General features: G+C 70.3%; 27 protein-coding genes and 1 pseudogene. 16 read left to right on the top strand and 12 right to left on the bottom strand.

Annotation, left to right across the window (positions count from 1 at the left end; translation table 11 throughout):
• The 3 genes from deoC to AB0878_RS01690 form a co-directional block, all read right to left on the bottom strand.
• Entirely contained in the window at window positions 1-975 is a 975-nt protein-coding gene (gene deoC / locus AB0878_RS01700; RefSeq protein WP_366575520.1) for a deoxyribose-phosphate aldolase, read from the bottom strand.
• Window positions 976-1032: 57 nt separating this feature from the next.
• Window positions 1033-1200 carry an Imm1 family immunity protein gene (locus tag AB0878_RS01695; RefSeq protein WP_366575951.1) on the bottom strand — a complete coding sequence of 56 codons (168 nt, stop codon included), beginning with the start codon at window positions 1198-1200 and terminating at the stop codon, window positions 1033-1035.
• Between the two features lie 733 nt (window positions 1201-1933).
• Window positions 1934-2560, bottom strand: a complete 627-nt coding sequence (locus AB0878_RS01690) for a DUF1707 domain-containing protein (protein WP_366575949.1) — start codon at window positions 2558-2560, stop codon at window positions 1934-1936.
• A 107-nt stretch (window positions 2561-2667) separates the two neighbouring features.
• Between AB0878_RS01690 and AB0878_RS01685 the strand changes: the two genes are divergently transcribed.
• Window positions 2668-3114 carry a protein-tyrosine phosphatase family protein gene (locus AB0878_RS01685; protein WP_366575518.1) on the top strand — a complete coding sequence of 149 codons (447 nt, stop codon included), beginning with the start codon at window positions 2668-2670 and terminating at the stop codon, window positions 3112-3114.
• On the opposite strand, the gene AB0878_RS01680 is transcribed toward AB0878_RS01685, so the two are convergent.
• Both AB0878_RS01680 and AB0878_RS01675 read right to left on the bottom strand, forming a co-directional pair.
• The gene (locus tag AB0878_RS01680) at window positions 3098-3337 is read right to left on the bottom strand and encodes a DUF397 domain-containing protein (RefSeq protein WP_366575516.1); all 240 of its coding nucleotides are present in this window, start codon (window positions 3335-3337) and stop codon (window positions 3098-3100) included. The genes AB0878_RS01685 and AB0878_RS01680 overlap by 17 nt on opposite strands.
• Window positions 3334-4203 (bottom strand): helix-turn-helix transcriptional regulator, encoded by an 870-nt coding sequence (locus AB0878_RS01675; protein WP_366575515.1) that lies wholly within the window; start codon window positions 4201-4203, stop codon window positions 3334-3336. Before AB0878_RS01675 ends, AB0878_RS01680 begins: the two co-directional genes overlap by 4 nt.
• Window positions 4204-4228: 25 nt before the next feature.
• Between AB0878_RS01675 and AB0878_RS01670 the strand changes: the two genes are divergently transcribed.
• The 4 genes from AB0878_RS01670 to AB0878_RS01655 all read left to right on the top strand — a co-directional run bounded on the left by AB0878_RS01670 (window position 4229) and on the right by AB0878_RS01655 (window position 7071).
• The gene (locus AB0878_RS01670; RefSeq protein ID WP_366575514.1) at window positions 4229-4522 is read left to right on the top strand and encodes a hypothetical protein; all 294 of its coding nucleotides are present in this window, start codon (window positions 4229-4231) and stop codon (window positions 4520-4522) included.
• Between the two features lie 5 nt (window positions 4523-4527).
• The gene (gene upp / locus AB0878_RS01665) at window positions 4528-5151 is read left to right on the top strand and encodes a uracil phosphoribosyltransferase (RefSeq protein ID WP_366575513.1); all 624 of its coding nucleotides are present in this window, start codon (window positions 4528-4530) and stop codon (window positions 5149-5151) included.
• Window positions 5152-5275: 124 nt separating this feature from the next.
• Complete coding sequence (locus AB0878_RS01660) at window positions 5276-5836, top strand: RNA polymerase sigma factor (RefSeq protein WP_366575512.1); 561 nt, start codon at window positions 5276-5278, stop codon at window positions 5834-5836.
• Window positions 5833-7071, top strand: a complete 1239-nt coding sequence (locus tag AB0878_RS01655) for a hypothetical protein (protein WP_366575511.1) — start codon at window positions 5833-5835, stop codon at window positions 7069-7071. Before AB0878_RS01660 ends, AB0878_RS01655 begins: the two co-directional genes overlap by 4 nt.
• On the opposite strand, the gene AB0878_RS01650 is transcribed toward AB0878_RS01655, so the two are convergent.
• The 3 genes and pseudogenes from AB0878_RS01650 to AB0878_RS01640 form a co-directional block, all read right to left on the bottom strand.
• Window positions 7058-7795 (bottom strand): SAM-dependent methyltransferase, encoded by a 738-nt coding sequence (locus AB0878_RS01650; RefSeq protein WP_366575510.1) that lies wholly within the window; start codon window positions 7793-7795, stop codon window positions 7058-7060. The two genes, AB0878_RS01655 and AB0878_RS01650, sit on opposite strands and share 14 nt — an antisense overlap.
• Before the next feature lie 37 nt (window positions 7796-7832).
• Window positions 7833-7883: pseudogene (locus AB0878_RS01645) on the bottom strand (hypothetical protein); the annotation flags it as partial.
• Between the two features lie 29 nt (window positions 7884-7912).
• Complete coding sequence (locus AB0878_RS01640) at window positions 7913-8503, bottom strand: TetR/AcrR family transcriptional regulator (RefSeq protein WP_366575508.1); 591 nt, start codon at window positions 8501-8503, stop codon at window positions 7913-7915.
• A 203-nt stretch (window positions 8504-8706) separates the two neighbouring features.
• Here AB0878_RS01640 and AB0878_RS01635 point away from each other — a divergent pair, with 203 nt between their 5' ends.
• From AB0878_RS01635 to hisS, 11 genes are all read left to right on the top strand, one after another.
• Window positions 8707-9108 (top strand): MerR family transcriptional regulator, encoded by a 402-nt coding sequence (locus tag AB0878_RS01635; protein WP_220246259.1) that lies wholly within the window; start codon window positions 8707-8709, stop codon window positions 9106-9108.
• Entirely contained in the window at window positions 9105-10085 is a 981-nt protein-coding gene (locus tag AB0878_RS01630; protein ID WP_366575507.1) for an aldo/keto reductase, read from the top strand. Before AB0878_RS01635 ends, AB0878_RS01630 begins: the two co-directional genes overlap by 4 nt.
• 31 nt (window positions 10086-10116) lie before the next feature.
• A complete protein-coding gene (locus AB0878_RS01625) occupies window positions 10117-11109 on the top strand; it encodes an aldo/keto reductase (protein WP_366575506.1) in 993 nt (330 codons plus the stop codon).
• Between the two features lie 156 nt (window positions 11110-11265).
• Window positions 11266-12822, top strand: a complete 1557-nt coding sequence (locus AB0878_RS01620; RefSeq protein ID WP_366575505.1) for an NAD(P)-binding domain-containing protein — start codon at window positions 11266-11268, stop codon at window positions 12820-12822.
• Window positions 12823-12825: 3 nt separating this feature from the next.
• Window positions 12826-13869 carry an alpha-hydroxy acid oxidase gene (locus AB0878_RS01615; RefSeq protein WP_366575504.1) on the top strand — a complete coding sequence of 348 codons (1044 nt, stop codon included), beginning with the start codon at window positions 12826-12828 and terminating at the stop codon, window positions 13867-13869.
• Window positions 13866-15233, top strand: coding sequence for a cytochrome P450 (locus AB0878_RS01610; RefSeq protein WP_366575502.1), 1368 nt, complete (start codon window positions 13866-13868; stop codon window positions 15231-15233). The genes AB0878_RS01615 and AB0878_RS01610 overlap by 4 nt, the downstream gene beginning before the upstream one ends.
• Window positions 15233-16513: a cation:proton antiporter gene (locus tag AB0878_RS01605; RefSeq protein ID WP_366575500.1), complete on the top strand. Its 1281-nt coding sequence runs from the start codon at window positions 15233-15235 to the stop codon at window positions 16511-16513. Before AB0878_RS01610 ends, AB0878_RS01605 begins: the two co-directional genes overlap by 1 nt.
• Window positions 16514-16600: 87 nt before the next feature.
• Window positions 16601-17248, top strand: a complete 648-nt coding sequence (locus tag AB0878_RS01600) for a response regulator transcription factor (RefSeq protein ID WP_366575498.1) — start codon at window positions 16601-16603, stop codon at window positions 17246-17248.
• Window positions 17245-18429, top strand: coding sequence for a HAMP domain-containing sensor histidine kinase (locus AB0878_RS01595; protein WP_366575497.1), 1185 nt, complete (start codon window positions 17245-17247; stop codon window positions 18427-18429). Before AB0878_RS01600 ends, AB0878_RS01595 begins: the two co-directional genes overlap by 4 nt.
• Window positions 18430-18527: 98 nt before the next feature.
• On the top strand, window positions 18528-18911 hold the full coding sequence (locus tag AB0878_RS01590; protein ID WP_366575495.1) for a hypothetical protein: 384 nt from the start codon (window positions 18528-18530) through the stop codon (window positions 18909-18911).
• 30 nt (window positions 18912-18941) lie between these two features.
• Entirely contained in the window at window positions 18942-20237 is a 1296-nt protein-coding gene (gene hisS / locus AB0878_RS01585; protein ID WP_366575494.1) for a histidine--tRNA ligase, read from the top strand.
• Window positions 20238-20348: 111 nt separating this feature from the next.
• On the opposite strand, the gene AB0878_RS01580 is transcribed toward hisS, so the two are convergent.
• The 4 genes from AB0878_RS01580 to AB0878_RS01565 form a co-directional block, all read right to left on the bottom strand.
• Complete coding sequence (locus AB0878_RS01580) at window positions 20349-21143, bottom strand: alpha/beta hydrolase (RefSeq protein WP_366575493.1); 795 nt, start codon at window positions 21141-21143, stop codon at window positions 20349-20351.
• A complete protein-coding gene (locus tag AB0878_RS01575; protein ID WP_366575491.1) occupies window positions 21140-22804 on the bottom strand; it encodes an FAD-binding dehydrogenase in 1665 nt (554 codons plus the stop codon). Before AB0878_RS01575 ends, AB0878_RS01580 begins: the two co-directional genes overlap by 4 nt.
• 1 nt (window position 22805) lies before the next feature.
• Window positions 22806-23426, bottom strand: coding sequence for a TetR/AcrR family transcriptional regulator (locus AB0878_RS01570; RefSeq protein WP_366575490.1), 621 nt, complete (start codon window positions 23424-23426; stop codon window positions 22806-22808).
• Window positions 23427-23519: 93 nt separating this feature from the next.
• The gene (locus AB0878_RS01565) at window positions 23520-24668 is read right to left on the bottom strand and encodes an amidohydrolase family protein (RefSeq protein WP_366575489.1); all 1149 of its coding nucleotides are present in this window, start codon (window positions 24666-24668) and stop codon (window positions 23520-23522) included.
• Window positions 24669-24671 lie beyond the last annotated feature (3 nt).

Below are 24671 nucleotides of genomic sequence, written 5' to 3'. Positions count from 1 at the left end.
TCAGTCCACCGTCACGTAGTCGGGGCCGCTGTAGTGGCCGTCCACCTGGGTGCGCCGCTGCAGCAGCAGGTCGTTGAGCAGGCTGGACGCGCCGAAGCGGAACAGGTCCGGGGTCAGCCACTGCTCGCCGGCCACCTCGTGCACGGCGACGAGGTACTTGATCGCGTCCTTGGTCGTGCGGATGCCGCCCGCGGGCTTGACGCCGCGCAGCTCGCCGGTCTGCTCGTGCCAGTCGTGTACCGCCTGCAGCATCACGTGCGTGACCGGCAGCGTCGCCGCGGGGGAGACCTTGCCGGTCGACGTCTTGATGAAGTCACCACCGGCGAGGAGCGCCAGCCACGACGCGCGGCGGACGTTGTCGTACGTCGCCAGCTCGCCGGTTTCCAGGATCACCTTCAGGTGCGCTCCGCCGCACGCCGCCTTGATCGCGCGGATCTCGTCGAAGACGTCCATGTAGCGGCCCTCGAGGAACGCGCCGCGGTCGATCACCATGTCGACCTCGTCGGCGCCGTACTCCACGGCCAGGCGCGTGTCGGCCAGCTTCACCTCACGGCTGGTGCGCCCGGACGGGAACCCGGTCGCGACGCTCGCCACGTGCACGGCACTGCCCTTGAGCGCGTCGACCGCGGCCTCGACCATGTCGGGGTACACGCACACGGCGGCCACGCGCGGGCAGTCCTGCCGCTCCGGGTCGGGGCGCAGGGCCTTCGCCGCGAGCCCGCGGACCTTGCCCCGCGTGTCGGCGCCCTCGAGCGTGGTCAGGTCGACCATCGAGATGGCGGTGTCGATCGCCCAGCGCTTGGCGTCTTTCTTGATGCTGCGTGTGCCCAAGGCCGCCGCTCGCTGCTCGACCCCGACCTGGTCGACGCCGGGCAGCCCATGCAGGAACCGCCGCAGGCTCGCCTCGTCGCGAGTCACGTCCGCCAACGGCGCCGGGGTGTCCGGCACCGCGTTCGGGCTGGTGGTTGTGGTCATGCCTGTGAGTGTAGGTGGGCCACGTCCTGTGCCGGGTCACTCACGGAAATCTGTGGATTACTCGTCGGTGGTGTGCACAACTCCGGGCTGGTCCCCGCTCGCGAGGAACTCGTGCAGCCCGCGGCGAACTGTGGCCACCGGCACTTCGACGCCTGCGAGGACTTCGGGCACGTTGCCCTGGTACACGTACTCGACGAGCTCCCCGGGATCGCCGTCGCCTCGGATGCTGCCGCCTCGGGTGTCGTGGTGGCGATGAAGCCGAGGTTTGCGCCGAGGCCGACTTCGAGCACGGGGTCGAGCAGCTGGTCGAGCGCCGTAGGAGTGGCCACGACGATTGCCGGGCCACCCTCGGCGAAATCGTTGTCAGGTTCCTGGTCGTACCAGATCTCTGGCTCGACCACTTGTTCCTCGCCAGAACCCTGCGCTGTGCCGGGTAATTCATTGGGTGAGTTGTCCACAGATTTCGATCGAGGGCTTGCAGCGGCGAAGGGTAAGGCGGGTCATCGGTACCGCAACCTTCGCTGGACCTTGTTGGCGAATCGTCGGGTGGTCGAAACGTGAGACGACTCCACGAGATCGAGTCCTCTGGTGTGGGATTCGCTTCGCCCGCTGAAGCGAGGAGGTTTGCGAGCTGTGTCGGAAGAGACGAAATCAGGCTGGGTGCATCGCTGTGCTGCAGCAGCGCCAGCAGGAGGTCGGTGCTTCGGACCGCGACCGAGGTGCTGGTGCGGGTTCGGGTGTTTTCCCATGCCGCGCGAAGGATCTGCTTTGTCGTCGCGGAAAACGGAGGAGGCGAAACATCACCCGGTGTCGACGTTTGTCGCACGGCGACCAGCCGCTTCTCGCTGCGCAATCGACACAGCCTGCGCTGCGGCCGTGCTGAACCGCTCGAACATCGGCCCGCTCCTGTGCCGGCTTTCGTCAGGTCGCGCGTAGCGCCGCTGTAGGTCTCTCGCGGTCAGGACTCCAGCTGCCGGTTGTCCTTCTTCGCGGGTTTGCGGTAGACGACCACGCCGCCCCAGAAGGCGAGGCCGTTGACGGTCAGGGTGGGGGCCGTGGGGGGTGCGGGTGGGGCGCCGGACTTGTCTTCGAGGATGAAGCCGCCCATGAGGCCGAGGCCGGTGACGTCGACGTTGATGTCGTCGGGGACCGTGATCTCGATGCCGCCCATGATGGCGACGGCGGTGATGGTGGACTGTTTGTCGGCGAAGCGGGCGTTGCGGAGGTCGATCTCGGCGCCGCCCCAGAAGGCGACGCTCGTGTGTTGCGGCGGGAGGACCCAGCTGCCCTTGCGGACGGCGCCGGAGAGGACGCCGATCGAGACGTTCGAGCCCGGGTGGCCGCCGATGCGGCTGTCGGGGAGGCCGAGGGCGCGGCTGGTGGCCGGCTGCAGAGCCGAAGAGGGCGTTGACGGCGTGGCGCCGATCGGCAGGTCGCGGGTCACGGGCTTCAGCTCGCCGATGGTCTTCGCCGCGTAGACGGTGGAGAGCCGTTCCTCGAGCTCCGTCATCGTGATGCGGCCCTCGGACAGCGCTTGGTGCAGAACCTGCGCGACCTGCTCGCGGTCGGCGTCGGAGGCCCGCATCTGGTCGGGGCTCGGAAGGGCTGCGTCGTCACTCACCCGGGGCAGCCTAGCCCGATCGTGGGTGGTCCGGGGTCCATCGAACGACGGATAAGGGCCAAGATGGGGCGATGGCATCTGCTCTGGTGGGGACCCTCGCACTGCCCGACGGCGCCGTCGTGCGCGGCCGCGGCCTCGGCCGCCCCGCGCCGGAAGGCCCGGCTCCCGCTTACGGCCTCTACCTGGGGTCCAACCGCCTGCGCCGCAAGCACGACAACGCGCTCACCTGGGACCACGACTGGATCCGCTGGCCGGACTTCCTGCTACCGCTGAACTGGGCCGACGCCCGGCGCAAGATCCTCGCGCTCCACGCCCGCGCGCTGGCGGGCGAATCGGTGGAGGTGGCCTGCTACGGAGGCGTCGGCCGCACCGGCACGGTCCTCGCCTGCCTAGCCACCGCCGCCGACTTGTCCCCGGACGACGCCATCAAGTGGGTACGCGAGAACCACCACCACCGGGCCGTCGAAACGGCCTGGCAGCGGCGGTGGGTTCGCTGGTTCGCTAGCGCGCGGAGCTGAGGAAGGCGGTCCACGCGGTCGGCGACACGGTGAGGTGGCCGCCCGCGCGGTCCTTCGTGTCGCGGATCCCGATCTCGACCGGCGAGGTGGCGACCTCGACGCAGTTCGACTGGTCTGTGCTGTGCGAGCTCTTGTGCCAGGCCGCGAACTCGACGCAGTTGGAGTCGTTCGTGGTGTAGGAACTCTTGCGCCACGCGGCCTGGGCGAAGTCTGGGGCGATCATGGTTCGTACTCCTCAGCTGGTGTCGGCTCGCCGATGATATCGGCAATCATCCGGGCCGAGTCGCCAGTTGACAGCGCGATGGAGCGAATATCACGCCAAGCGGCCTTGACGTTGTCGACAAAGTCATCCTCTTCGAGGAAGCTGCTTGTCCCTCGGCTCTCGACGTGTGCCAGCGTGGGTTCGTTGAAGAACTCGAGGAGAACGAATGGACCGCGAAGCCCGGCATGTGCACGAGTTGAAAAGGGCACGATCTGGAACGTGACGTTCGATCTGCGCCCAAGGGTCAGGAGGTGGCGAAGCTGGGCGCGCATGGTTTCCTGATCGCCGATCGGTCGGTGCAGAGCCATCTCATCGACCATGACATGGAAGGCAGGAGCGTCTCTTCGGCTCAGAATCAGCTGGCGCTTGATCCGGGCGGCGACTAGCCCTTCGAGTTCAGGGTCGGTCAGGTTGTGATCGCCACCGTGAAGCAGCGCTCGGGTGTACTCGGGGATCTGCGCGATGCCGGGGATCAGCAGAGTCTCATAGTTCTTGATGGCCGAAGCCTGCTCCTCGAACCGGATCAGGTCCTTCCACGTCGGTGGCAATTTCCCGTTCACTTCATGCCAGTTGCGCTCCTCGCCGCCCCTCACGAGGGCCATGAGCTCTTGCCGCAGATCCGACGGGGCCTGCAGGAAACCCAGGATCGCGGCGACGTCGTCGGGATACAGGCCGCGGTCGCCCGTTTCCATGCGGGAGATCTTGCTCTCCGAGAAGTCCACGCCCTGCGCCACCTCTTTGCAGGTCATCTTCCGGAGTAACCGCAGGCGGCGGAGTTCGCCGGAAACTCTGCGTTGGCGAACCGAAACGCCTTTGTTCTTCGTCATGGGCACACTTTGTCCTCTTGCCACGGTGGCACGAAAGATCGCTCACCTGAAGGAAGGTTGCGTGCGGTTCTGGCATCGGGAGAACGTTTGGCTCGTGTTCTCGCGGAGGAGGAAAACCATGCGCCAGTCTTGGAAGATCAGTGGAGCGTACGCCAACTGGAGGATCATTGTCAGCATCGAGCCGCCGGATGACGCGAACGGTCCCGATGTGCCGGAGTGGCCGTACGACAAGCTGGCGCCGGTCGTCGGGCATTTCTTCGAGGCGGTGAACTACTACGAGATGAGCCGAGACGCGGACGACACCCGGCAGCTAAGTTAGGCGGCATGGATGTGCACGTCGTCGATCACCCGCTGGCCAAGGCCCGTCTGTCCACGATGCGTGACGCGCGGACGGACAGCGCGGCGTTCCGGGCCGCGCTGCACGAGCTGACCATGATGCTCGTGTACGAAGCCACCCGTGACGTGCCCGTGCGCACCGAGCGGATCCACACGCCCGTCGCGCGCACGGAGGCCTACCGGCTGGCCAGCCCGCCGCTGCTGGTCCCCGTGCTGCGCGCCGGCCTGGGCATGGCCGACGAGGCGCACAAGATGATCCCCGACGCGCAGATGGGGTTCGTCGGGCTCGCGCGCGACGAGGAAACCCTCAAGCCGACCCCGTACCTGGAGTCGCTGCCGGAGTCGCTGGCCGACCGGCCCGTGATGGTGCTCGACCCGATGCTCGCCACCGGAGGCTCGATGGAGTACACCATCCGGCTGCTCACGGACCGGGGCGCCACGGACGTCACGGCCATCTGCGCGCTGGCCGCGCCCGAAGGTCTGGAGCACCTGGAGAAGACCGGGCTGCCGGTGCGGGTGGTCACCGCGAGCATCGACGAGCGGCTCAACGACTCCGGCTTCATCGTCCCCGGGCTCGGCGACGCGGGAGACCGCCAGTACGGCGCGGTCTGAACCAAGCAGCCCGAACCAAGCAGCCTGAACCAAGCCGTACTGAACCAAGCGGCCTGAACCACCAGAAAGACACCCACAACACTTCCGAGGTTCCCGGCCACTTCCCGGTGTGACCATCCAAGGGGTGACCGTGGACGCCGAGCTCTTCGGGCGCGCGGCAGGCGGGGACGAGAGGGCGTTCGGCGAGCTGTTCGAACGCCACGCGCAGGCGGTGTGGAACCACGCCTACCGGTTGACCGGGTCGTGGGCGGTGGCCGAGGACCTGACGTCGAACACGTTCCTGATCGCCTGGCGCAAGCGGGCCGAGCTGAAGCTGATCAGGGACAGCGCGTTGCCGTGGCTGTACACGGTCGCGGGCAACCTCGCCCGCACGGAACACCGCGGCGCGCGCCGTCGTCTGCGGTTGCTGACGCGCATCCCCGAGCCGCCGGCGGTGTCGGATCACGCCGACGAAGTCGCGGCCCAGCTCGACGGCGAAGCACGCCTGAAAGAAATCATCGAGGCCGTCTCCGGATTGCCGAAGGCGCAGCGCCAGGTCGTGGAGCTGTGCCTGCTGGGCGACCTGCCGACCGCCGACGCGGCGGCGCTGCTTGAAGTCGCCGAGGTCACCGTCCGCTCGCACCTGTCCCGGGCGCGAGCCCACCTGCGTGCCCTCCTCGACGACAAGACTCTGGAGGACAAATGATCGACAACCTCCCGCCGCGCCGCGAACTCCCGCCCGAGGTGCGCGACCGCATCCGGCTGCGGGTACGGGCCGGGCTCGCCGAGGAGAAGAGGCCCGCTCACCGGCGGCGTTCCGTGTGGCTCGTGGCGGCGGCCGTCGTGGTGGTGGCCACCGGTGTCGTGTTCGCGGCCGGCGTACCGCGCGATGACTCGGCGGGTCCGCTCGCTCCCGCCAGACCGCGCGACCCGGGCCACGACATGCTCGACCGCTGCTGGAACGCGATGAAGCCCTACTACCCGACCATCGCCGATCCGAGCGCGTGGGACATCCCGTTCATCCTGAGCCACGGCGCCGCGACCCTGACCGCGGCGATGATCGACGGCCGGCCGCTGTTCTGCGAGACGACCGCGACGACGGTGACCGTCTCGGACCCCGACGCGGTTCCTTCGCCCGTGCCCGGGTCCCAGGCCAAGGTGTACCTGCGCACGGCCGACGGCCTGGTGGCGGGGATGGCGGACCCGGCGTGGCAGGGCGTGCGGGCCGTCACGCCCGACGTGACGCTGCAGCCGGACGGGCCGACGGCAGAGTGGGTCTCGCCGCTGTCGCACCAGTTCGCGTTGTTCACGGGCGCGGGCCCGGCGGTGCGGCTCGCCCTGGGGCCGGATGGCAGCGAGGTGGACCCGTCCGCCCTCGTCTCGGCCCCGGCCGCGCTCACCATCAGGGTCGACCGGCCGGCGTCGGCGGATCGCCGGTCCGAGGCCGGCAGGTTCCTCGACGAATGCCTCGCGTCCGCTCCACAGCAGGTGCCCGACCGAGGCGCCTACGTCGCCGGGCCGTACCTCACCTGGAACGACCGCAAGCTGGTCGTCGCCCGGCTGGGGCAGCACATGCTGGCCTGCTCGGCGCGACCGTATCCGGGACGGGCCGGAGCGACCTACTACGCGATCGACCCTTCCTCGGTGCAGGAGCTGAAGGCGGGCGCCGGCGGCGCTGCGCTTATCCCCGTGTCAGCGCCGGTGAAGGACACGGGCGAGCCGGAGCGGCTCGTGCTCGCCGGGGGCGTGCCGGACAACGTGACGAGGGTTTCGGTCACCTACCCGGGAGGGACGCCGAGGGATGCGACGGTGGCGCACGGGACGTTCGCGGTCTGGCACACCGACGCCGACAATTCGTCCACAGTGGACGCCAGGACCAATGTGAAGGCCTACGACGCCGCGGGCAACTTGGTGATCGAGGCGTCGCTCAAGCTGTTCTGACCGGCTTCGACCCCATCACCCAGCGGATCTGGGCGATCGGGTCGTCGACGGTCGGGTCGGGGCCGCGGCCGTAGCGGGTGGTGAAGTCGGCGACGGGGGAGCTGGTGACCGTCCAGCCGGCGGCGCGCAGGGAGGCGGCCGAGTCGGGGCGGGTGCCGTCGTCGAAGAGGCGGCCGATGTTGGTGCCAGTGCCGGCCTCGGTGGCGGCGTAGAGGTCGTGGGAGCGCAGGGACTCGTCTTCCTGGCCGAGCACGATTTCGTAGCCGATCTGGCTGTCGGGCGCGGAAAGGCGGTCGACGGTGGCCATCAGCCGGGCCTCGGCGGCGCCGGAGAGGTAGGGCAGCACGCCTTCGACGAGCCACGCGGTGGGCTCGCCGGGCTCGAAGCCGGCGTCGGTGAGCACGGCGGCCCAGTCGTCGGTGAGGTCGGCGACCAGGAACTCGTGGCGAACCCGCGGCGCCGCGCCGGCGAGGACGCGGCGTTTGAAACCGAGGACGTCGGTGCGGTCGAGCTCGAAGAACCGCAGGCCGGCGGGCAGGTCGAGGCGCCAGGCGCGGCTGTCGAGACCGGAGCCGAGCAGCACGGCCTGGGTGACGGTTTTGCTCGCGGCCAGGAGGAAGTCGTCGAAGACGCGGGTGCGCAGGCCGGAGTAGGCGCCGCCGCGGCCCCAGAGCGGGTCGGCGTCGCCCTGTTCGACGTCCTCGATGCGGGTGGGCAGATCCACCGCCCGCGCGGACGAAGCGTTCGGCCCACTCGTCGCGGATGAGGCCGTCGGGGCGGTTGGTCTCTATGGCGCGGGCGGCGGCGATCATCAGCGCCGTGGCGCTCACGCCGGGTTCGGTCACTTCAGCCAGCCGGAAGCGTTGGCGCGCAACGCTTCCTCATACGCGCCGCCCACGCTGAACTCCGGCGGCAGGTTCCCCGACAGCTCCAGAGACACCAGCCCGTGGGCGATGCCCCACGAGCTGACGACGATCACCTCGGGCGCGACGTCGACGAGCTGCCCCGACGCGATGCCCCGCCGCACGGCGTCCTCGAGTGGCTCGAGGGTCGCGCGGGCCTGGCGGTCGGCCTCGGCGTTGGGCTCGAAGCCGGGCACGGAGCGGGTGAACATGATCGCGTACAGGTGCGGATCCGCCTGCGCGCTCGCGCGGTAGGCGACACCGAGGCGCACCAGGTCCGCGACGGCGTCGGCGGTCCGCGCCACGGCGTTCAGCCGCGCGCCGAAGCGGCGGAAGCCCTCGACGTACAGCGCGTTGACCAGGTCGGGCTTGCTGCCGAACAGCGAGTACACGGCCGTGGTCGACGTCCCGGCGTCGGCGGCCAGCTTGCGCAGGGACAGGGCCTTGGGGCCGTCGGCGGAGATCAGCTCGCCGGCCCGGTCCAGCAGCTTCAGCCGGAGGGCTTCGTCGTGCGTACGGGGACGGGGCATGTGCTCAGGGTAACGCAACGGTGTTACGGTACGCGACCCTTCGCGGGGTGATCTTGGGTGCGGGAACCGGTTCCGCCTCGGCCGATCCGCTCCGCGGGGCCGACATTGTGGCGCCGGTCGCCTGCTGACCTGCACAATCCAGGCATCACCCCACCCGGTCGGGATTTGACCTGGAGCGCACTCCAGGTCGTACTGTCGAGCGCATGAGCTACTCGATAGCGGAAGCCGCACGACGTAGCGGCCTGTCGATCGACACCCTTCGGTACTACGAGCGGATCAAGCTCCTGGACCCGCCGGCCCGCGACGCGGCGGGGCGGCGCGCGTATTCGGACGACGATCTGAACTGGCTCGGGTTCCTCACCAAGCTGCGGCTCACCGGCATGCCCATCAAGAGCATGCGCGAGTACGCGTCACTGCGGCGCCACGGCGTCGCGAGCGCCGGACGCCGCAAGGCGATCCTCGTGGAGCAACGCCAGTCGGTCGCCGACCGGATCGCCGAGCTCCAGGGGTGCCTGGACATTCTGGACTACAAGATCAGCAACTACGACCAGGTGGAACGCAAGGTCCTCGGCCACGTGTCCGCCATGGAGGAGATCTCCGCGTGATCGCTACGAGGAAACTCGGTGAGCTGGAAGTAAGCGCCCAGGGGCTGGGCTGCATGGGGATGAGCCAGGCGTACGGGGTGCGCGACGACGAGGGTGAGTCGATCGCCACCGTGCACCGCGCGCTGGAGCTGGGCGTGACGCTGCTGGACACGGCCAACGTGTACGGCGCGGGAGAGAACGAGAAGCTGGTCGGCCGCGCGATCGCGGACCGGCGCGACCAGGTGGTGCTCGCCACCAAGTTTGGCATCGTCTGGAAGGACGGCGGCATGAGCGCGCGCGGCGACGCCGCGTACGTGAAGCAGTGCTGCGACGAGTCGCTGCAGCGCCTGGGCGTCGACCACATCGACCTCTACTACCAGCACCGCGTGGACCCGGACACGCCCGTCGAGGAGACGTGGGGCGCGCTGGCCGAGCTGGTGGCCGCCGGAAAGATCCGCTACGCCGGGATTTCCGAGGCGAACGCCGACACGATCCGGCGCGCCCACGCGGTGCACCCGGTCACGGCGCTGCAGAGCGAGTGGTCGCTGTGGACCCGCGGCATCGAGGACGAGATCCTCGCGACCTGCCGTGAGCTGGGCATCGGCGTGGTGCCGTTCTCGCCGCTGGGCCGCGGTTTCCTGACCGGCGCCGTGACGTCGGTGAAGGACCTGCCCGAAGACGACATGCGCCGCGGGATGCCGCGCTTCGCCGACGGGAACTTCGAGCGGAACATGGCCATTGTGGACGCTCTGCGCGCGCTGGCCGAGCAGAAGGGCGTGACCGCCGGGCAGCTCGCGCTCGCGTGGGTGCAGGCCCAGGGTAACGACGTGGTGCCGATCCCGGGGACGAAGCGACGCAAGTACCTGGAAGAGAACGTCGCCGCGGCGCAGCTGGAACTGTCCGAAGAGGACATCGCCGCGATCGAGCAGGCGGCTCCGGCCGACGCCGTGGCCGGGGCTCGCTACCCCGAGCGGCTCGCGCGGGCCGCCGGCAAATGAGCAACCGCCACTTCACTAATCGGGAGACGACATGACGCTGCCCGCCCGCCGCCTCGGCACGCTCGAAGTGAGCGCGCAGGGCCTCGGCTGCATGGGGATGAGCGAGTTCTACGGCGAGGGTGACGACACCGAGTCGATCGCCACCATCCACCGTGCGCTGGAGCTGGGCGTGACCCTGCTCGACACCGCCGACATGTACGGCATGGGGGCCAACGAAGAGCTCGTCGGCCGCGCGATCGCCGACCGGCGCGACCAGGTCGTGCTCGCGACGAAGTTCGGCTTCGTGCGCGACCCCGAGGACCCGAGCAAGCGCGGGGTGCGCGGCGACGCGGCGTACGTGCGCGAGGCCGTGGAGAACTCGTTGCGGCGCCTGGGGATCGACCACATCGACCTCTACTACCAGCACCGCGTGGACCCGAACGTGCCCATCGAGGAGACGGTCGGGGCCATGGCCGAGCTGGTGCAGCAGGGCAAGGTGCGCCACCTCGGCCTGTCCGAGGCCGGCGCCGAGACGATCCGCCGCGCCCACGCCGTGCACCCGATCTCGGCCGTGCAGACGGAGTGGTCGCTGTGGTCGCGCGACATCGAGGACGCCGTGGTGCCGGCGTGCCGCGAGCTCGGCATCGGCCTGGTGCCGTACTCGCCGCTGGGCCGCGGGTTCCTGACCGGCAAGTTCACCTCCGCCGCGGACTTCGGCGAGGACGACTTCCGCCGCCGGACGCAGCCGCGCTTCGCGGACGAGAACCTGGCGAAGAACCTCGCGATGGTCGAGGCGCTGCGGGCGCTGGCCAAGGAGAAGGGTGTGACCGCGGGGCAGCTCGCGCTCGCCTGGGTGCAGGCCCGCGGCGAGGACGTGGTGCCGATCCCGGGGACGAAGCGGCGCAAGTACCTCGAAGAGAACGTCGGTGCCGTCGCGCTCGAACTGTCCGAAGAGGACATCCGGGCGATCGAGACCGCCGTGCCCGCCGCCGAAGTGGCCGGCCCGCGCTACTCCGAGACGGCGATGAAGCTGCTGTCACGCTGAGCCACCAACGGTGAAGGGCACCTCGAGGGACAGTGGTTCCCGCGAGGTGCCCTTCCCGGATTTTCGCCCGCCCGCTGATCGGGATCTCTGAGCCTTTTCTGAGATCTCCGGATCAGGCTGTCGGCCGTCAGGCGAAGATCGAGGCTGGAGGCCGGTGTGGTGGACGACGTTCTGGACTATCTGGTGGTCGGCGCGGGGCCCGCGGGCCTGCAGCTCGGCCGGCAGCTCGAACAGGCAGGCCACCGCTACCTCGTCCTCGAAGCGGGCAGCACGCCGGCCACGTTCTTCACGAGGTTCCCGCGTCACCGCACGCTGATCTCGGTGAACAAGAAGCACACCGGCTGGACCGACCCCGAGCTCAACCTGCGCGTCGACTGGAATTCACTCCTCGACGACGGTCCCGACCCCCTGCTGTTCACCGACTACAGCGCCGAACTCTTCCCGCCGGCCGAGACGTTCCTGCGTTACACCGCCGACTACGCGGCGAAGCACAAGATCGCCATCCGCTACGGCACCCGGGTGACGCGGATCGGCCGTGACGCGGAAAGCGCTCTCTTCACGCTCACTGACGGCGACGGAAACACCTACACCACGAAGCGCCTGATCATGGCGACGGGCGTGACGAAGCCGTACATCCCCGACGTTCCGGGCATGGAGCTGGTCGACCAGTACGCCGACTTCGACACCGACCCCGCGCAGTTCACCAACAAGCGCGTGCTCATCCTCGGCAAGGGCAACTCGGCCTTCGAGACCGCCGATAGCGTGAACGCGTACGCGGCGGTGCTGCACGTCGCCGGTCCGCGCCCAGTGAAGCTGGCCTGGCGCACGCACTTCGTCGGCCACCTGCGCGCGTTCAACGCCGGCGTGCTCGACATGTACCAGCTCAAGCTGCAGCACGCGATCCTCGACGGCGACGTGCGTGAGATCCGCAAGGACGAAGACGGCTACCACGTGAAGTTCGCCTTCGCCCGCGCCGACGAGGTGGTGAAGGAGATCCGCTACGACCGCGTGATCGCCGCCACCGGCTTCCGCTTCGACGCCTCGATGTTCGACGAGGACTGCCGCCCCGAGCTCGCGATCAACGGCCGCTTCCCGGCGCAGACGTCGTCGTGGGAGTCGGTGAACGTGCCCGGCCTCTACTTCGCCGGCACGATCACGCAGGTCCGCGACTTCAAGAAGGCCACCAGCGCCTTCATCCACGGCTTCCGCTACGGCGTGCGCGCGCTGTCGAAGGTGCTCGAAGAGCGCTACCACGACAACGAGTGGCCGCAGACCGTGCTCAAGGCCGAGACCGGTGAGCTGGTCGACGCCGTGCTCAAGCGGATCAACCGCACGTCGGGGCTGTTCCAGCAGTTCGGGTTCCTCGCCGACGTCCTCGTCGTCGAGGGCGGCCAGGCGCGTTACCTCGAAGAGATGCCGGTGGCCCGCTTCGCCGACACTCCGCTCAGCGAAGCCGAGAACGCGTTCCTCATCACGCTCGACTACGGCCCCGACCACGACAAGGTCGACCCGTTCGACTTCACCGTGAAGCGGGCGAGCCAGGACGTCGCCAACGACAGCGGCGAGGGCCACTACCTGCACCCGATCGTCCGCCACTACCGGCGCGGCGAGCTCGTGGCCACCCACCACGTGACGGAGAACCTCGACAACGAGTGGGACCGGCCCGTGCACGTGGAGGCGCTCACGAAGTTCTTCACCGGCCAGCTGGCCTGAGCCGTGCGCACGATCGCGGAGCTCGAGGCCGCGGCGCGCGAGCGGCTCGACCCGGTGCACTACGACTTCTACGCGGGTGCCGCCGGCGACGAGCTGACGCTGCGGGCCAACGAAGAGGCGTTTTCCCGGCGTGTGCTCGTGCCCCGCGTGCTGCGGGGCGCGGCCAAGCGCGACCTGGCGACGGAGCTGGTGGGCTCGCCGCTGTCGATGCCGGTGCTGGTGTCGCCGACTGCGTTCCACCGGCTCGCGCACCCCGAAGGCGAGCTGGCGACGGCTCGCGCGGTGGCGAAGGCCGGCACGGTGCTGGTGGTGAGCATGGCCGCGACCACGGCCGTCGAGGACATCGCCGCCGCTGCGCGCCAGGCCGCGGCCGACCCGGCGCTGTGGTTCCAGCTGTACCTGCAGCCGGACCTGGAGTTCACGGAGTCCGTGGTGCGCCGGGCCGAACGCGCGGGCGTGCGGGCGTTCGTGGTCACGGTCGACTCGCCGGTGTTCGGCCGGCGCGAACGCGACCACCGCAACGGGTTCCACGACCTGCCGCCCGGGCTGGTCGTGGAGAACCTGCGTGACGGCTCGGGTCGCGTGCGCGACATCGAGATGTCGGCCGAGTTCACATGGGAGCACGTCGCCTGGCTCAAGCGGACGACGGCGCTTCCCGTGCTGCTCAAGGGAGTGCTGCACCCGGACGACGCCCGCCTCGCGGTGGAGGCGGGCGTCGACGGGCTCGTGGTGTCGAACCACGGCGGCCGTCAGCTCGACACCGCCGTGTCTACTGTGGACGCTCTGCCCGCGCTGGCCGAGGCCGTGGCGGGCGCGATCCCGCTCGTGCTCGACGGCGGTGTGCGGCGGGGCACCGACGTGGTGAAGGCGCTCGCGCTGGGCGCCACCGCCGTCGGCGTCGGCCGGCCCGTGGTGTGGGGCCTCGCCGCGGCGGGTGAGGAAGGGGTGACGGAAGTGCTGGAACGCCTCCGGGAAGAGACCGACCACACGCTCGCGCTGTGCGGGGCCACCGCACTCGGCGACCTGACCGCGGACCTCGTCCGATGAGGCGCCTGCTCACGGCGGCGCTGGCGGCCGGGCTCGTCGGTTCGCTGCCGAAGTGGCTGCCCGGCCGCGTGGTCGCGTTGCGGGTGAAGATCTTTGCACTGGTCAACGGCGAGGAAGGCCTGCCGATCCCCGGCGACCGCGTGGGCGTCGAGAACTTTCGCCGGGTGTACGCCGATCCGGCGGCCAATGGGCGCAGCAAGGGCGCGGCGCTGTCGGACCTGTTCTGGTACTGGCTCGCGCCCGGACCCGAGGTCCACCAGGAGCACCTGGAAGCGGGACCGCGTTACGACGAGGTCGCCAAGACCACGCGCCACATCCTCGTGAAGACGCGCGCGGAGTCGGAGGAGCTCACGCGCCGCGTGACCGAGCACGTGCTCGACGGCCTGGAGGTCGGTGACGGCCGGCTGATCCGGTTGCGCGACGAGATGATGCCGATCTGGGCCGAGCTGTACTACGAGCTGGTGTTCGGCGAACCGTGCCCGCCCGAGGCGCGCGACCTCATCGTGGGCCACGCCGACGACGTCGTCTCCGCGCTGAAGTGCGTGCGGCCCCGCAACATGCGCCGCCGCGCGAAGCTCACGAAGTACCTGCGGCGCCGCCTCGGCGACATCCCGCACGCGCTGCCGTCCCGGCTCACACGCGACGAGCAGGTCTTCTACCTGCAAGGCACGTTCTTCAACACCGCCGTGGTGCAGATGTCGGAGGCAATGGCGCACCTGCTGATGATCATCGCGCAGCACCCGGACGTGCAGCGTCGGCTGGTCGCCAACCCGGACGACGACGAGTACCTCGACCGCGTGATCGACGAAGGCCTGCGCACCTACCCGCTCTTCGGCATCGCCCACCGCATCACCACCGGCGACATCGAGCTCGACGACACGACGATCGACGCGGGCACCGTGCTCCTGTTCAGCTACCCCGACTTCCACCACGCGGGCTTCGAACGGCCCGAGGAGTTCGATCCGTCGCGCTGGGAGCCGCCGGCCGGTTGCCCGGCGCACGCAGGATTGTCGAAGAAGGACGCGAACTTCCTGCCCTTCGGCGTTGCGCAGAACCGCGCGTGCCCGGCCCGCGGGCTCGCGCCGATCACCATGCGCGTGGTGACGCGGGAGTTCCTGCGCCGCTACTCCGTCGCGTCGAGCGCGGCCCACACGCGCTCGATCCCCAACCGCGGCCCGGTGTTCCTCACCCCGCGTGGCTCGGCGCGCTCGACCCGCGGCCCGCTGGCGTACCTCGCCGTGCGTGACCGCTGGGAAGACGTGTGGCGCAGCCTCGCCCAGCTCGTGTTCGGCACCTACATGGTGCTCGACGCGCGGCAGAAGCGTTTGTGCGTGAACTACTTCGCGAACCACGGAGGCGAATGATGACCCCGACCGAGGCCGCGCCGGCGTTCTTCCTGGCGGTGGTGGTGATCCTCGCCGTGGTGCGGCTGGTGAGCGCGCTCGCGGTGAAGGTGGGCCAGCCGCCGGTGGTGGGCGAGATGATCTCCGGGGTGTTGCTGGGACCGTCGCTGCTCGGGCTGGTGCTGCCCGGCGTGCAGGCGGCGCTGTTCCCCGACACGGTCCGCACGTTGCTGTACCTCGGCGGGCAGATCGGGCTCGTGATCTACATGTTCGGGGCCGGTTACGAGTTCCGCGTGGGCTCCATCAAGGATTCGGCCCGGTCGGTGGCGGCGGTCTCGGCCGCGGGCACGGTGGTGCCGCTCGCGCTCGGAGTCGGCGTCAGTGTGCTCGGCGCGAGCTGGGTCGGGATCCTCAAACCCGGGGTCTCGCCCGTGGTGTCGGCGGCGTTCGTCGGGGTGGCCATCGCGATCACGGCGTTTCCGATGCTCGCGCGGATCATCACCGAACGCGGCCTCGGCAGCACGCGGTTCGGCTCGCTCGCGCTGGCGTGCGGCGCGCTCGACGACGTGCTGGCGTGGATCCTGCTGGCGGTCGTGCTCGGCATGCACGCCGGCTCGGCGGGGCCGGTCGTGACCGCGATCGGTGGGGGGGTGCTGTTCGCGCTGCTCGTGTGGCTCGTGGTGCGGCGGGTCCTCGTGAAGACCATGGCGAGCCCGCGGGTGAGCGAAAGCCAGCGCATCCTCGTGACGGCGATGATCCTGTTCGCGGCGGCGTGGTTCACCGACACCATCGGGCTCTACGCGGTGTTCGGCGCGTTCGTGATCGGCATCGCGTTCCCGCGCGGCGAGGCGGCGGACAAGGTGCTCGCGAAGATGATGCCGCTCGGGCAGATCGTGTTCCTGCCGCTGTTCTTCACCTATTCGGGCCTCAACACGCGGTTCGCGCTGCTGGCCGACCCGAACCTGTTGCTGTTCGCGGTGGTCTGCGTGGTGGTCGCGGTGATCGGGAAGCTCGGCGCTTCATGGGGCGCGGCGCGGCTGGCGGGGGAGCCGCAGCCGATCGCCGTGCGCGTCGGGGTGCTCGTGAACGCGCGCGGGCTGATGCAGCTGATCGCGCTGAACGTCGGGCTGGCCGCGGGGATCGTGTCGCCGGCGTTGTTCACCGTGCTCGTGCTGGTGGCTCTGGTGACGACGATCATGACCTCGCCCGTGCTCGGCTGGCTCGACCGACGGGATCGGCGGAAGTACTCCTCCGATCAGCTGCCGGAGTTCCTCCTTTCGGCCCAACCGGCGGGTAAATGATCGATTCCCTACGAAAGTTGAGGGTTCAATCGACGCTCTGACTGCGAGTATGGACACGTGCACGGAGAGGCAGGAACCGCAGCCCGAGTGCTCCTCGTGGAGGACGATCGTGAACAGGCCGGAATGCTGTCCGAGCTGCTCACCGACGAGGGCTACGAGGTCGAGCTCGCCCACGACGGCCAGCGCGGCCTGCACCGCGGCCTCACCGGCCACCACGACGTGATCATCCTCGACCGGCGGCTGCCGGTGATGGACGGGCTGGAGGTGCTCGCCGGGCTGCGGCGCCGGGCCGTGACCGCGCGCGTGCTGGTGCTTTCGGCGCTGGGCGAGCTGGCCGACCGCGTCCACGGTCTCGACGCGGGTGCCGACGACTACCTGGTGAAACCGTTTGAGACCGACGAGCTGCTGGCCCGGCTGCGCGCGTTGTGCCGGCGGGATCTCGACGGCGCCGAGTGCCTGCCGCTGGGCACGGCGGCGCTCGACCTGCTGCGCCACGAGGTCGTGCTGTCCCGCGGCGAGCGCGTGACGCTGTCGGGTCGTGAGTTCGAGCTGCTGCGCACGCTCGCGCAGCGGCCGAAGGCCATCCACCCGCGGGAGGCGCTGCGCACCCACGTGTTCGCCGACTCGACGGGGGAATCCATTGTGGACACCTACGTGTACTACCTGAGGCGCAAGCTGGGGCGCGAGGTGGTGAAGACCGTCCACGGCCTGGGGTACCAGATCGGGGCTATGTGACGGTGATCGTCGATCCCGACGCGCGGGCGCTGCGGCGCGCGCGGCGGACGATCGCGAGCCAGATCGCCGTCGTGATCACGCTGGTCGTGCTCGCCGCCGGCGCCATCGCGTACTGGGTGCTGGTGCACGGCCAGCGCGAGGAGGTCGACCGGCAGATCGACTACACGCTGGCCCAGGGCCTGTCGGCGACGCCGCCGGGCTGCGTGTTCCTGGTGACGCCGGCCGGGCACGTGCCCGCCGCGTTGCCGTTCGTGCCGCCGCCCGCGCCCGCCGTGCCGCCCGGCAGTTCCGTGACTACGGAGCAGGAGCTGGCCGGCTCGACGTTCACGGTCCGCGCGGTCGACCACGGCGGCCAGGTGTGGCAGATCTTCGTCGACCAGCGCTACCAGGCCGCCGACCGGCAGCAGCTGCTGATGGGCCTGGTGATCGCGGAACTGGTGGTGCTGCTGGTTTCCGTCTTCAGCGGCTACGTCCTGGCCGCGCGCGCGATCCGGCCGCTGGGCGAGGCGTTGCGGCGCCAGCGCACCTTCGTCGCCGACGCGTCGCACGAGCTGCGCGCGCCCCTCACCCGCCTGCACACGCGCGCGCAGCTGCTGGCGCGCCGGGCGCGGGTAGCGCCGGTGCCGTCGGACGACCTGGACCTGCTGGTGTCGGGCACGCGCGAGCTGGGTGAGGTCGTGGAGGACCTGCTGCTGTCGACGCAGGCGTGCAACGAGCGGCCACTGCTGGAGCCGGTGGAGCTGGGTCTGCTGGCCGAACAGGCGGTGGAAGCCGAAGCCGTGCGCGCGGGGGACCGGCGTGTGCGGATCGAGGTGCGCCGTTCGCCGGGGCTGCTCGACGTGGTGCCAGGGGTTCCCGCGGCACTGCGGCGGGTGCTGTCGGCGTTGCTGGACAACGCGATCGGCCACACCCCGCCGGGCGGCTCGATCGAGGTGACGCTGGAGAACCCCGACGATCGCCACGTCGAGATCCGCGTCGCCGACACCGGAGTCGGCTTCGCGCAACGGGACGCGGAGCGGCTGTTCGAGCGCTTCGCCCACGGCGGCCAGGGCGAGGGCCGCCGGTTCGGCCTGGGCTTGGCCCTGGTGCACGAAGTCGTGACAGGCCACGGCGGCACCATCGCGGCGGCGGGGGTTCCGGGTGTCGGGGCGACGTTCACGTTGAGGTTCACGCGGGCCTGAGTGCTCGATCCCGAGGTCAACGATGGGCGCGGCATTAACCGTGACAGTGTTTTAAAACAGTGTTACGCTCCCGGGGAACGCTCTGGGAGGAGAAAGCCATGCACGGACCGGTCCAGCTGTTCACCGTCATCGCCCTCGTGTCGCTGCCCACCGTGATGTACGGGGGTTACGCGCTGATGGGGCTGCTCAAGCGCGGGGTGCTCAACGACCAGCAGAAGAGCTTCTTCCGCGCCGGCCACGCGCACGCGGGGGTGCTGCTGGTGCTCGCGCTGGTGGCGTTGCAGGTGCTCGACCGCAGCGGGCTGTGCGATACCGGGCGGTGGGTTGCCTGCTTCCTGCTGCTGTTCGGCGTACTGGCGCAGTCGGGTGGGTTCTTCCTGGCGATGCTGCGCACGCGGGTCGGCATGTCGATCACCACGGTCGGCGCCGTGCTGCTGGGTGCGGCGATGCTGCTCACGGCGTATGGGGTGGCGTTCCTCTAACGGTTGGGCGCGGTCGTTAAGCTTGATGACGTGCCTGAATACCTGTCGACCGCGCCTGTCAAGGGGACCCGAGACTTCCTCCCCGCCGAAATGTCCGTTCGCACGCAGGTGTTCGGCCATCTCTACGAAGTGCTGGAGCGCTACGGCTTCCTCCGCTACGACGGTCCCGTGCTGGAGCCCGCCGAGATCTACGAGCGGAAGTCGGGCCAGGAGATCGCCGACCAGCAGCTCTACACGCTGACGACGAAGGGTGGCGAGCGCCTCGCGCTGCGCCCGGAGATGACGCCGTCGGTGGCCCGGATGATCGCCGGCAACGCGAAGTCGCTGTCGTTCCCCGTGCGCTGGTACAGCCACCCGAACTGCTTCCGCTACGAGCGCCCGCAGCGCGGCCGCGTGCGCGAGCACTGGCAGATCAACGCGGACATCTTCGGTTCCGAGAGCGCGAACTGCGAGATCGAGATGTTCGAGCTCATCCACGACCTCATGCAGTCGGTGGGCGCGTCTTCGGACATGTTCGCCGTGCGCGTGAACGACCGGAACCTGCTGACGTCGGCGCTCACCGACGTCGTGGGCGTCTCCCCGGAGCACCTGCCGGCCGTGTTCGGCCTGGTGGACCGCTGGGAGAAGACGTCGGCGGAGGAGCACGCCACGTCCGCCGAGGAGATCGGGCTCACGGACAAGCAGTTCGAGAAGCTCACCGAGGCCCTGGGCTCCGGCGCCGCGCTGCTCGACGAGCTGCCCGCGGAGGTCAAGGAGCGGTCCAACCTGGTGCGCGTGCTGTCCAGCTCGGCCGCGAGCCTGGTGAAGTTCGAGCCGATGATCGTGCGCGGGCTGGCCTACTACACGTCCACGGTGTTCGAGGTCTTCGACACCTCGCCGAAGAACCGCCGCGCCCTCTTCGGCGGCGGCCGCTACGGCGACCTCGCGTCGCTCTTCACCAAGGAACGCATCCCCGGCATCGGCTTCGGCATGGGCGACGTCACGCTCATCGACTTCCTCGACACCCACGGCCTTACGCCCGCCCCGCGCAACGAGGTGGACGTGATGGTCATCCCGGTCACGGAGGACCTCGCCGACGCCGCCCGCCAGGTCGCGACCTCCCTGCGCCGCGCCGGGCTCCGCACGTCGACCCCGATCGAGCACCGCAAGCTGGGCAAGGAGCTGACGCGCGCCGACAAGGCCGGCGCCGCCGCCGTGGTGATCGTGGGCCAGGAGGACTGGGACGGTGGGAACGTGACCGTTCGCAGCCTGGCCACGCGGGAACAGCAGCAGGTCGCGCTGGCGGATGTCGCCGCGATCGTGGGCGGGATGGTTACGCCGGCTTGAGTTTTTGCTGGTAGATCAATCGAAAAACAGCCCCGCCGGCGCGATGCCGGCGGGGCTGTTTCGTGCCTCCCGTTGCCACTGCGGCGGTCCCGCCCCCTCGGCGGGGCCGGGTCAGGGCGCGAGGGAGAAGGAGGCGACCAAGGCGGCCACTTCGGCCGGCTGGTCGGTGAACGGGGTGTGGCCGGCGTCGAGGAAGGCGACGTCGGCGCCGGCCGCGCGGTAGCGGGTGGCGCTGCCGGTGTGGTCGTAGAGGCGGTCGCGGCGGCCGAGGACGGCGAGGGTGGGCAGGCCGAGCGCGGAGACCTGCGCGTCGAGCGGAGTGGCGGCCAGGAGGCGGCGCCGTTCGGTGAGGACGGCGTGGGCCATCGCCGGGCTGGTGGCGGAGAAGTCGGCGTGGGCCTGGCGCAACGGGGTGGGGCGCAGCACGAAACCGAGCGGGGCCAGTGAAACCAGCCGGTGCAGCGAACGCCCGATGAACGGTGCCGCGAGCAAACCGTTGCCCGGCGGGAAAGTGGCGTGGCTGTAGTCCGGTGCCTGTCCGATGAGGACGGTCCGGGTCACGGCCCCCGAAAGCGCAGCGAGCGCCAGGACCACGTCGGCGCCGAAGGAGTGCCCGACGGCGGTCAGCCCTTCGGCGCCCACGATCTTCAACGCGCCGGCCAGGGTCGTGGCCTGGGAAACCGCGTCGAGGCCGGTGTGGCCGCCGGTACAGCCGTGGCCGCGCAGGTCGGGGCGCAGCACGCGGAAGCGGTCGGACAGCAGGGGCGCCAGCCGGTCGTAGGAGTGCAGCGAGCCGCTGAAGCCGTGTACGAGCAGCACGGCCGGGGCGTCGGCGGGTCCGTCCTCACGCAGGTGCAGGGCGATCCCGTCGACGTCCAGGACCGTGCCCGTCGTCCGCCGCGTCACTCCACCGCCCGGGCCATGGCGCGCCCGGCGGCGCGGCCCGAGAAGATGCAGCCGCCGAGGAAGGTGCCCTCCAGCGCGTTGTAGCCGTGCACGCCACCACCGCCGAAGCCCGCGACCTCGCCCGCCGCGTACAGGCCGGGCAGCGGCTCACCGTCGGCCCGCAGCACGCGCGAGTCGAGGTCGGTCTGCACGCCGCCCAAGGTCTTGCGCGTGAGGATGTTCAGCCGCACGGCGATCAACGGCCCGTGCGCCGGGTCGAGGATCCGGTGCGGCTTCGCCACGCGCGCCACGCGGTCGCCGACGAACTTGCGCGCGTTGGCCACCGCCATCAGCTGCAGGTCCTTCGAGTACCGGTTGCCGACCTCCAGGTCCCGCGCCACGATCTGGCGCTCCAACGCGGCAACGTCCAGCGCCGGCCCGCGCGCGATCTTGTTCATCCCGTCGACGAGCGTCTCCAGGTCGTCGGCCACCACGAAGTCGACACCGTGCCGCTTGAACGCGTCCACCGGTCCCGGCGCGCCCTTCGCGGCGCGGCTGAGCAACGTCTGCTTCAGGTCCTTCCCCGTGATGTCCGGGTTCTGCTCGGAGCCCGACAGCATGAACTCCTTCTCGAGGATCGACTGCGTGAGCACGAACCACGAGTAGTCGTACCCGGTCGAGAGGATGGTCTTCAGCGTCCCCAGCGTGTCGAAACCCGGGAAGTTCGGTGCGGGCAGCCGGACCCCGTTGGCGTCGAACCACATCGACGACGGCCCGGGGATGATCCGGATCGCGTGGTCCGGCCAGATCGGGTCCCAGTTGTGGATGCCCTCCACGTAGTGCCACATCCGGTCGCGGTTCACCACACGCGCGCCCGCGGCCTCGCTGATGCCGATCATGCGACCGTCCACATGGGCCGGAACGCCCGGGATCATCGTCTGCGGCGCCGGGCCCAGCCGGTCGGCGGGCCAGTTCTGCCGCACCAGCTCGTGGTTGTGGCCGATGCCGCCGGAGCTCACCAGCACCGCCGGCGCCGACAGCTCGAACTCGCCGGCCGCGACGCGCGAAGACTTCTTGCCCCGCGGCAGATCGCTCGGCTCCAGCACGGTTCCGCGCACGCCCGTGACCACGCTGTCGGTCTCCACCAGCTCGTCGACCTGATGCCGGAACGCGAAACGCACCTGGCCGCGCTGCTCCGCAGCCAGCACCGGCTCGGCGAACACCCGCACCACCTCGGGCCCGGTGCCCCACGTCAGGTGGAACCGCGGCACGGAGTTGCCGTGCCCGCCGGCCTTGCCGCCGCCACGCTCCGCCCAGCCGACCAGCGGCGTCACGCGCAGGCCCAGCTCGTGCAGGTAGTCGCGCTTCTCGTACGTGGCGAAGCGGACGTACGCCTCGGCCCACTTGCGGGCCCACAGGTCCTCGTCCTCGCGGTCGAAACCGGCCGAGTCGAGCCAGTCGCGCAACGCCAGCTCGTAGGAGTCTTTGATCCCCAGCCGGCGCTGCTCGGGGCTGTTCACGAACAGCAGCCCGCCCAGCGACCAGAACGCCTGCCCGCCGAGGTTCGCGCGGTTCTCCTGGTCCAGCACGAGCACACGGCGCCCGGCCTTCACCAGCTCGTGGGTCGCGACGAGACCGGCGAGGCCGGCGCCGACCACGATCGCGTCCGCTTCGAAGTCCAACTCAAGTCTCCTCGGTGTAGGCCGTGATCACCTGTACGCACAGGTCGCGGCGCCGCTGCCACACGAGCGGGTTGTCGGGGTCCATCAGGCACTGCACGCTGGTGCCGTCGTGCATCGCGACGAGCGCCTGGCCCAGCGCCACCGGGTCGGGGATCGAGCGGCCGGCCCGCGCGAGCAGCTCGACCATCAGCGGCATGAGCGCTTCGGCGATGGCTTCCTCGCGCGCGGTCATCACGCGCCGCAGGCCTGGGTTGCGCAGGGCGTGGGCGGTGAACTCGGCGCTCACGCGGAACCACGCGTCGTCCACGGGGATCGCGGGCAGCACGCGCTCCACGATCGCTCGCACGTCGGGCAGCTCGACCGGCGCGAACGCGTCGAACGCCGCGCGCACGGCCGCGATCATCGCCGCCGACCGTCCTTCCCACATGGCCAGGAACAGCTCGTCGAGCGAGGCGAAGTTCGAGTAGAACGCACCGCGCGTGTAGCCCGCGCGCTCGCAGATCTGCTCCACTGTGGACCGTCCGAAGCCCTCCTCGGCGAACACCGGGAGAGCGGCTTCGAGCAGACGCCGGCGGGTCTCCGCACGACGGCGCGGCACGCGGTCCGCCGTCGGTTCGATCATCAGGCCTCCCGCTTTCGATACACGAGCGTACTCAATACGTCGGTGTATCGAAAGGGAGCGTGATCAAGGTCAAGATCGACCCTGCTCAGAAATTCAGGCGGCCACGACGCCCTGCGCCATGACCAGCAGCGGCTTGCCCAGCGCCGCCAGCTCGGCCAGCGGATCACCGTCGACCACCAGCAGGTCGGCCGCCAGCCCGGGCTCCAGCCGGCCCGTGACCGAGCCGAGGCCGAGGCCCGCCGCGCTGTCCTCGGTGGCGATCTCGAGGATCCGCCGCCGCGAGAAGCCGAGCCATTCGTACAGCTCCAGCGCGCCCACGGGGTCGTCGAACGGGGAGCCGGGCAGGCCCGCGTCGGTGCCCGAGAGCAGGCGCACGCCGTGTTCCTCCAGCCACGGCAACCGCCCGTAGACGCGGCGTGCGAGGTCCTCGCCCATGCGCTCGACCATCATCCGCCAGTTGCGGCTGCTCGTGGAGCACGCCGAGACGCCGCCCTTGGCCATGCGGCGCGCGACCTCCGGGCGCAGGTCGGTCTGCTGCGGCCCGGTCATGAACGTGCAGTGCTCGATCGTCGCGACACCGGCCTCGGTGCAGTCGGCGATCGCGTCGGCGCCGTGGGCGTGCGCGGCGACCGGCAGACCGCGGCGCGCGGCCTGTGAGACGACCACGCTCAGCTGCCGCGCGTCGAACTGCGACTCCCACATTTCCGCGCCACCGGGCGTGATCTGGCCGCCGCCGGCCATCACCTTGATCACGTCGGCGCCCGCGGCCGCGTTGGCGTCGATCCGCGCGCGGATCTCGGCGTCGGAGGAGACCACGCCGCCGAAGAAGTGGCAGTGTCCCTCCGGGACGGTCAGCGGCGGCCCGGCCGCGAGCACCCGTGGTCCGCCGGCCGGCTTCAGCACGGTACGGCCGCCGAGGTCGCGGACGGTCGTGACGCCGGCGCGCAGCAGCTGCCCGAGCCGTTCCTCGGCGCCGATCGCGACCTCGGTGTCGTCACTGGCCAGGAAGTTCGGCAGCATCTCGCGGGTGGCGTCGAAGCACAGGTGCACGTGGGAGTTGACCAGCCCCGCCAGCACCGTCGCGTCCGGGAAGTCGCGCACCACGGGGTTCACGGCCGCCGCGGCCACCTCGTCGGGCCGGCCGACCGCGACGATCTCACCGTCGCGCACCAGCACGGCGCCGCCGTCGATCGGGGTCGAGGGCCGGGGCAGCACCCGGGCCGCCGTGATCAGGGTGTCCACCGT

Source organism: Amycolatopsis sp. NPDC047767, from assembly GCF_040704195.1.
In the GTDB taxonomy this organism is placed as follows: Bacteria; Actinomycetota; Actinomycetes; order Mycobacteriales; family Pseudonocardiaceae; genus Amycolatopsis.
This window is presented reverse-complemented; position numbering and strand designations above follow the sequence as displayed.

What these genes read in the sequence shown, in the direction of transcription:
- AB0878_RS01655 (WP_366575511.1), top strand. Translation starts at nt 5,833, where the DNA reads ATGATCGACAACCTCCCGCCGCGCCGCGAACTCCCGCCCGAGGTGCGC.
- AB0878_RS01680 (WP_366575516.1), bottom strand. Translation starts at nt 3,337, where the DNA reads ATGATCGCCCCAGACTTCGCCCAGGCCGCGTGGCGCAAGAGTTCCTAC.
- AB0878_RS01685 (WP_366575518.1), top strand. Translation starts at nt 2,668, where the DNA reads ATGGCATCTGCTCTGGTGGGGACCCTCGCACTGCCCGACGGCGCCGTC.
- AB0878_RS01625 (WP_366575506.1), top strand. Translation starts at nt 10,117, where the DNA reads ATGACGCTGCCCGCCCGCCGCCTCGGCACGCTCGAAGTGAGCGCGCAG.
- AB0878_RS01690 (WP_366575949.1), bottom strand. Translation starts at nt 2,560, where the DNA reads ATGCGGGCCTCCGACGCCGACCGCGAGCAGGTCGCGCAGGTTCTGCAC.
- AB0878_RS01605 (WP_366575500.1), top strand. Translation starts at nt 15,233, where the DNA reads ATGACCCCGACCGAGGCCGCGCCGGCGTTCTTCCTGGCGGTGGTGGTG.
- AB0878_RS01610 (WP_366575502.1), top strand. Translation starts at nt 13,866, where the DNA reads ATGAGGCGCCTGCTCACGGCGGCGCTGGCGGCCGGGCTCGTCGGTTCG.
- AB0878_RS01570 (WP_366575490.1), bottom strand. Translation starts at nt 23,426, where the DNA reads ATGATCGAACCGACGGCGGACCGCGTGCCGCGCCGTCGTGCGGAGACC.
- AB0878_RS01675 (WP_366575515.1), bottom strand. Translation starts at nt 4,203, where the DNA reads ATGACGAAGAACAAAGGCGTTTCGGTTCGCCAACGCAGAGTTTCCGGC.
- deoC (WP_366575520.1), bottom strand. Translation starts at nt 975, where the DNA reads ATGACCACAACCACCAGCCCGAACGCGGTGCCGGACACCCCGGCGCCG.
- upp (WP_366575513.1), top strand. Translation starts at nt 4,528, where the DNA reads ATGGATGTGCACGTCGTCGATCACCCGCTGGCCAAGGCCCGTCTGTCC.
- AB0878_RS01635 (WP_220246259.1), top strand. Translation starts at nt 8,707, where the DNA reads ATGAGCTACTCGATAGCGGAAGCCGCACGACGTAGCGGCCTGTCGATC.
- AB0878_RS01640 (WP_366575508.1), bottom strand. Translation starts at nt 8,503, where the DNA reads ATGCCCCGTCCCCGTACGCACGACGAAGCCCTCCGGCTGAAGCTGCTG.
- AB0878_RS01590 (WP_366575495.1), top strand. Translation starts at nt 18,528, where the DNA reads ATGCACGGACCGGTCCAGCTGTTCACCGTCATCGCCCTCGTGTCGCTG.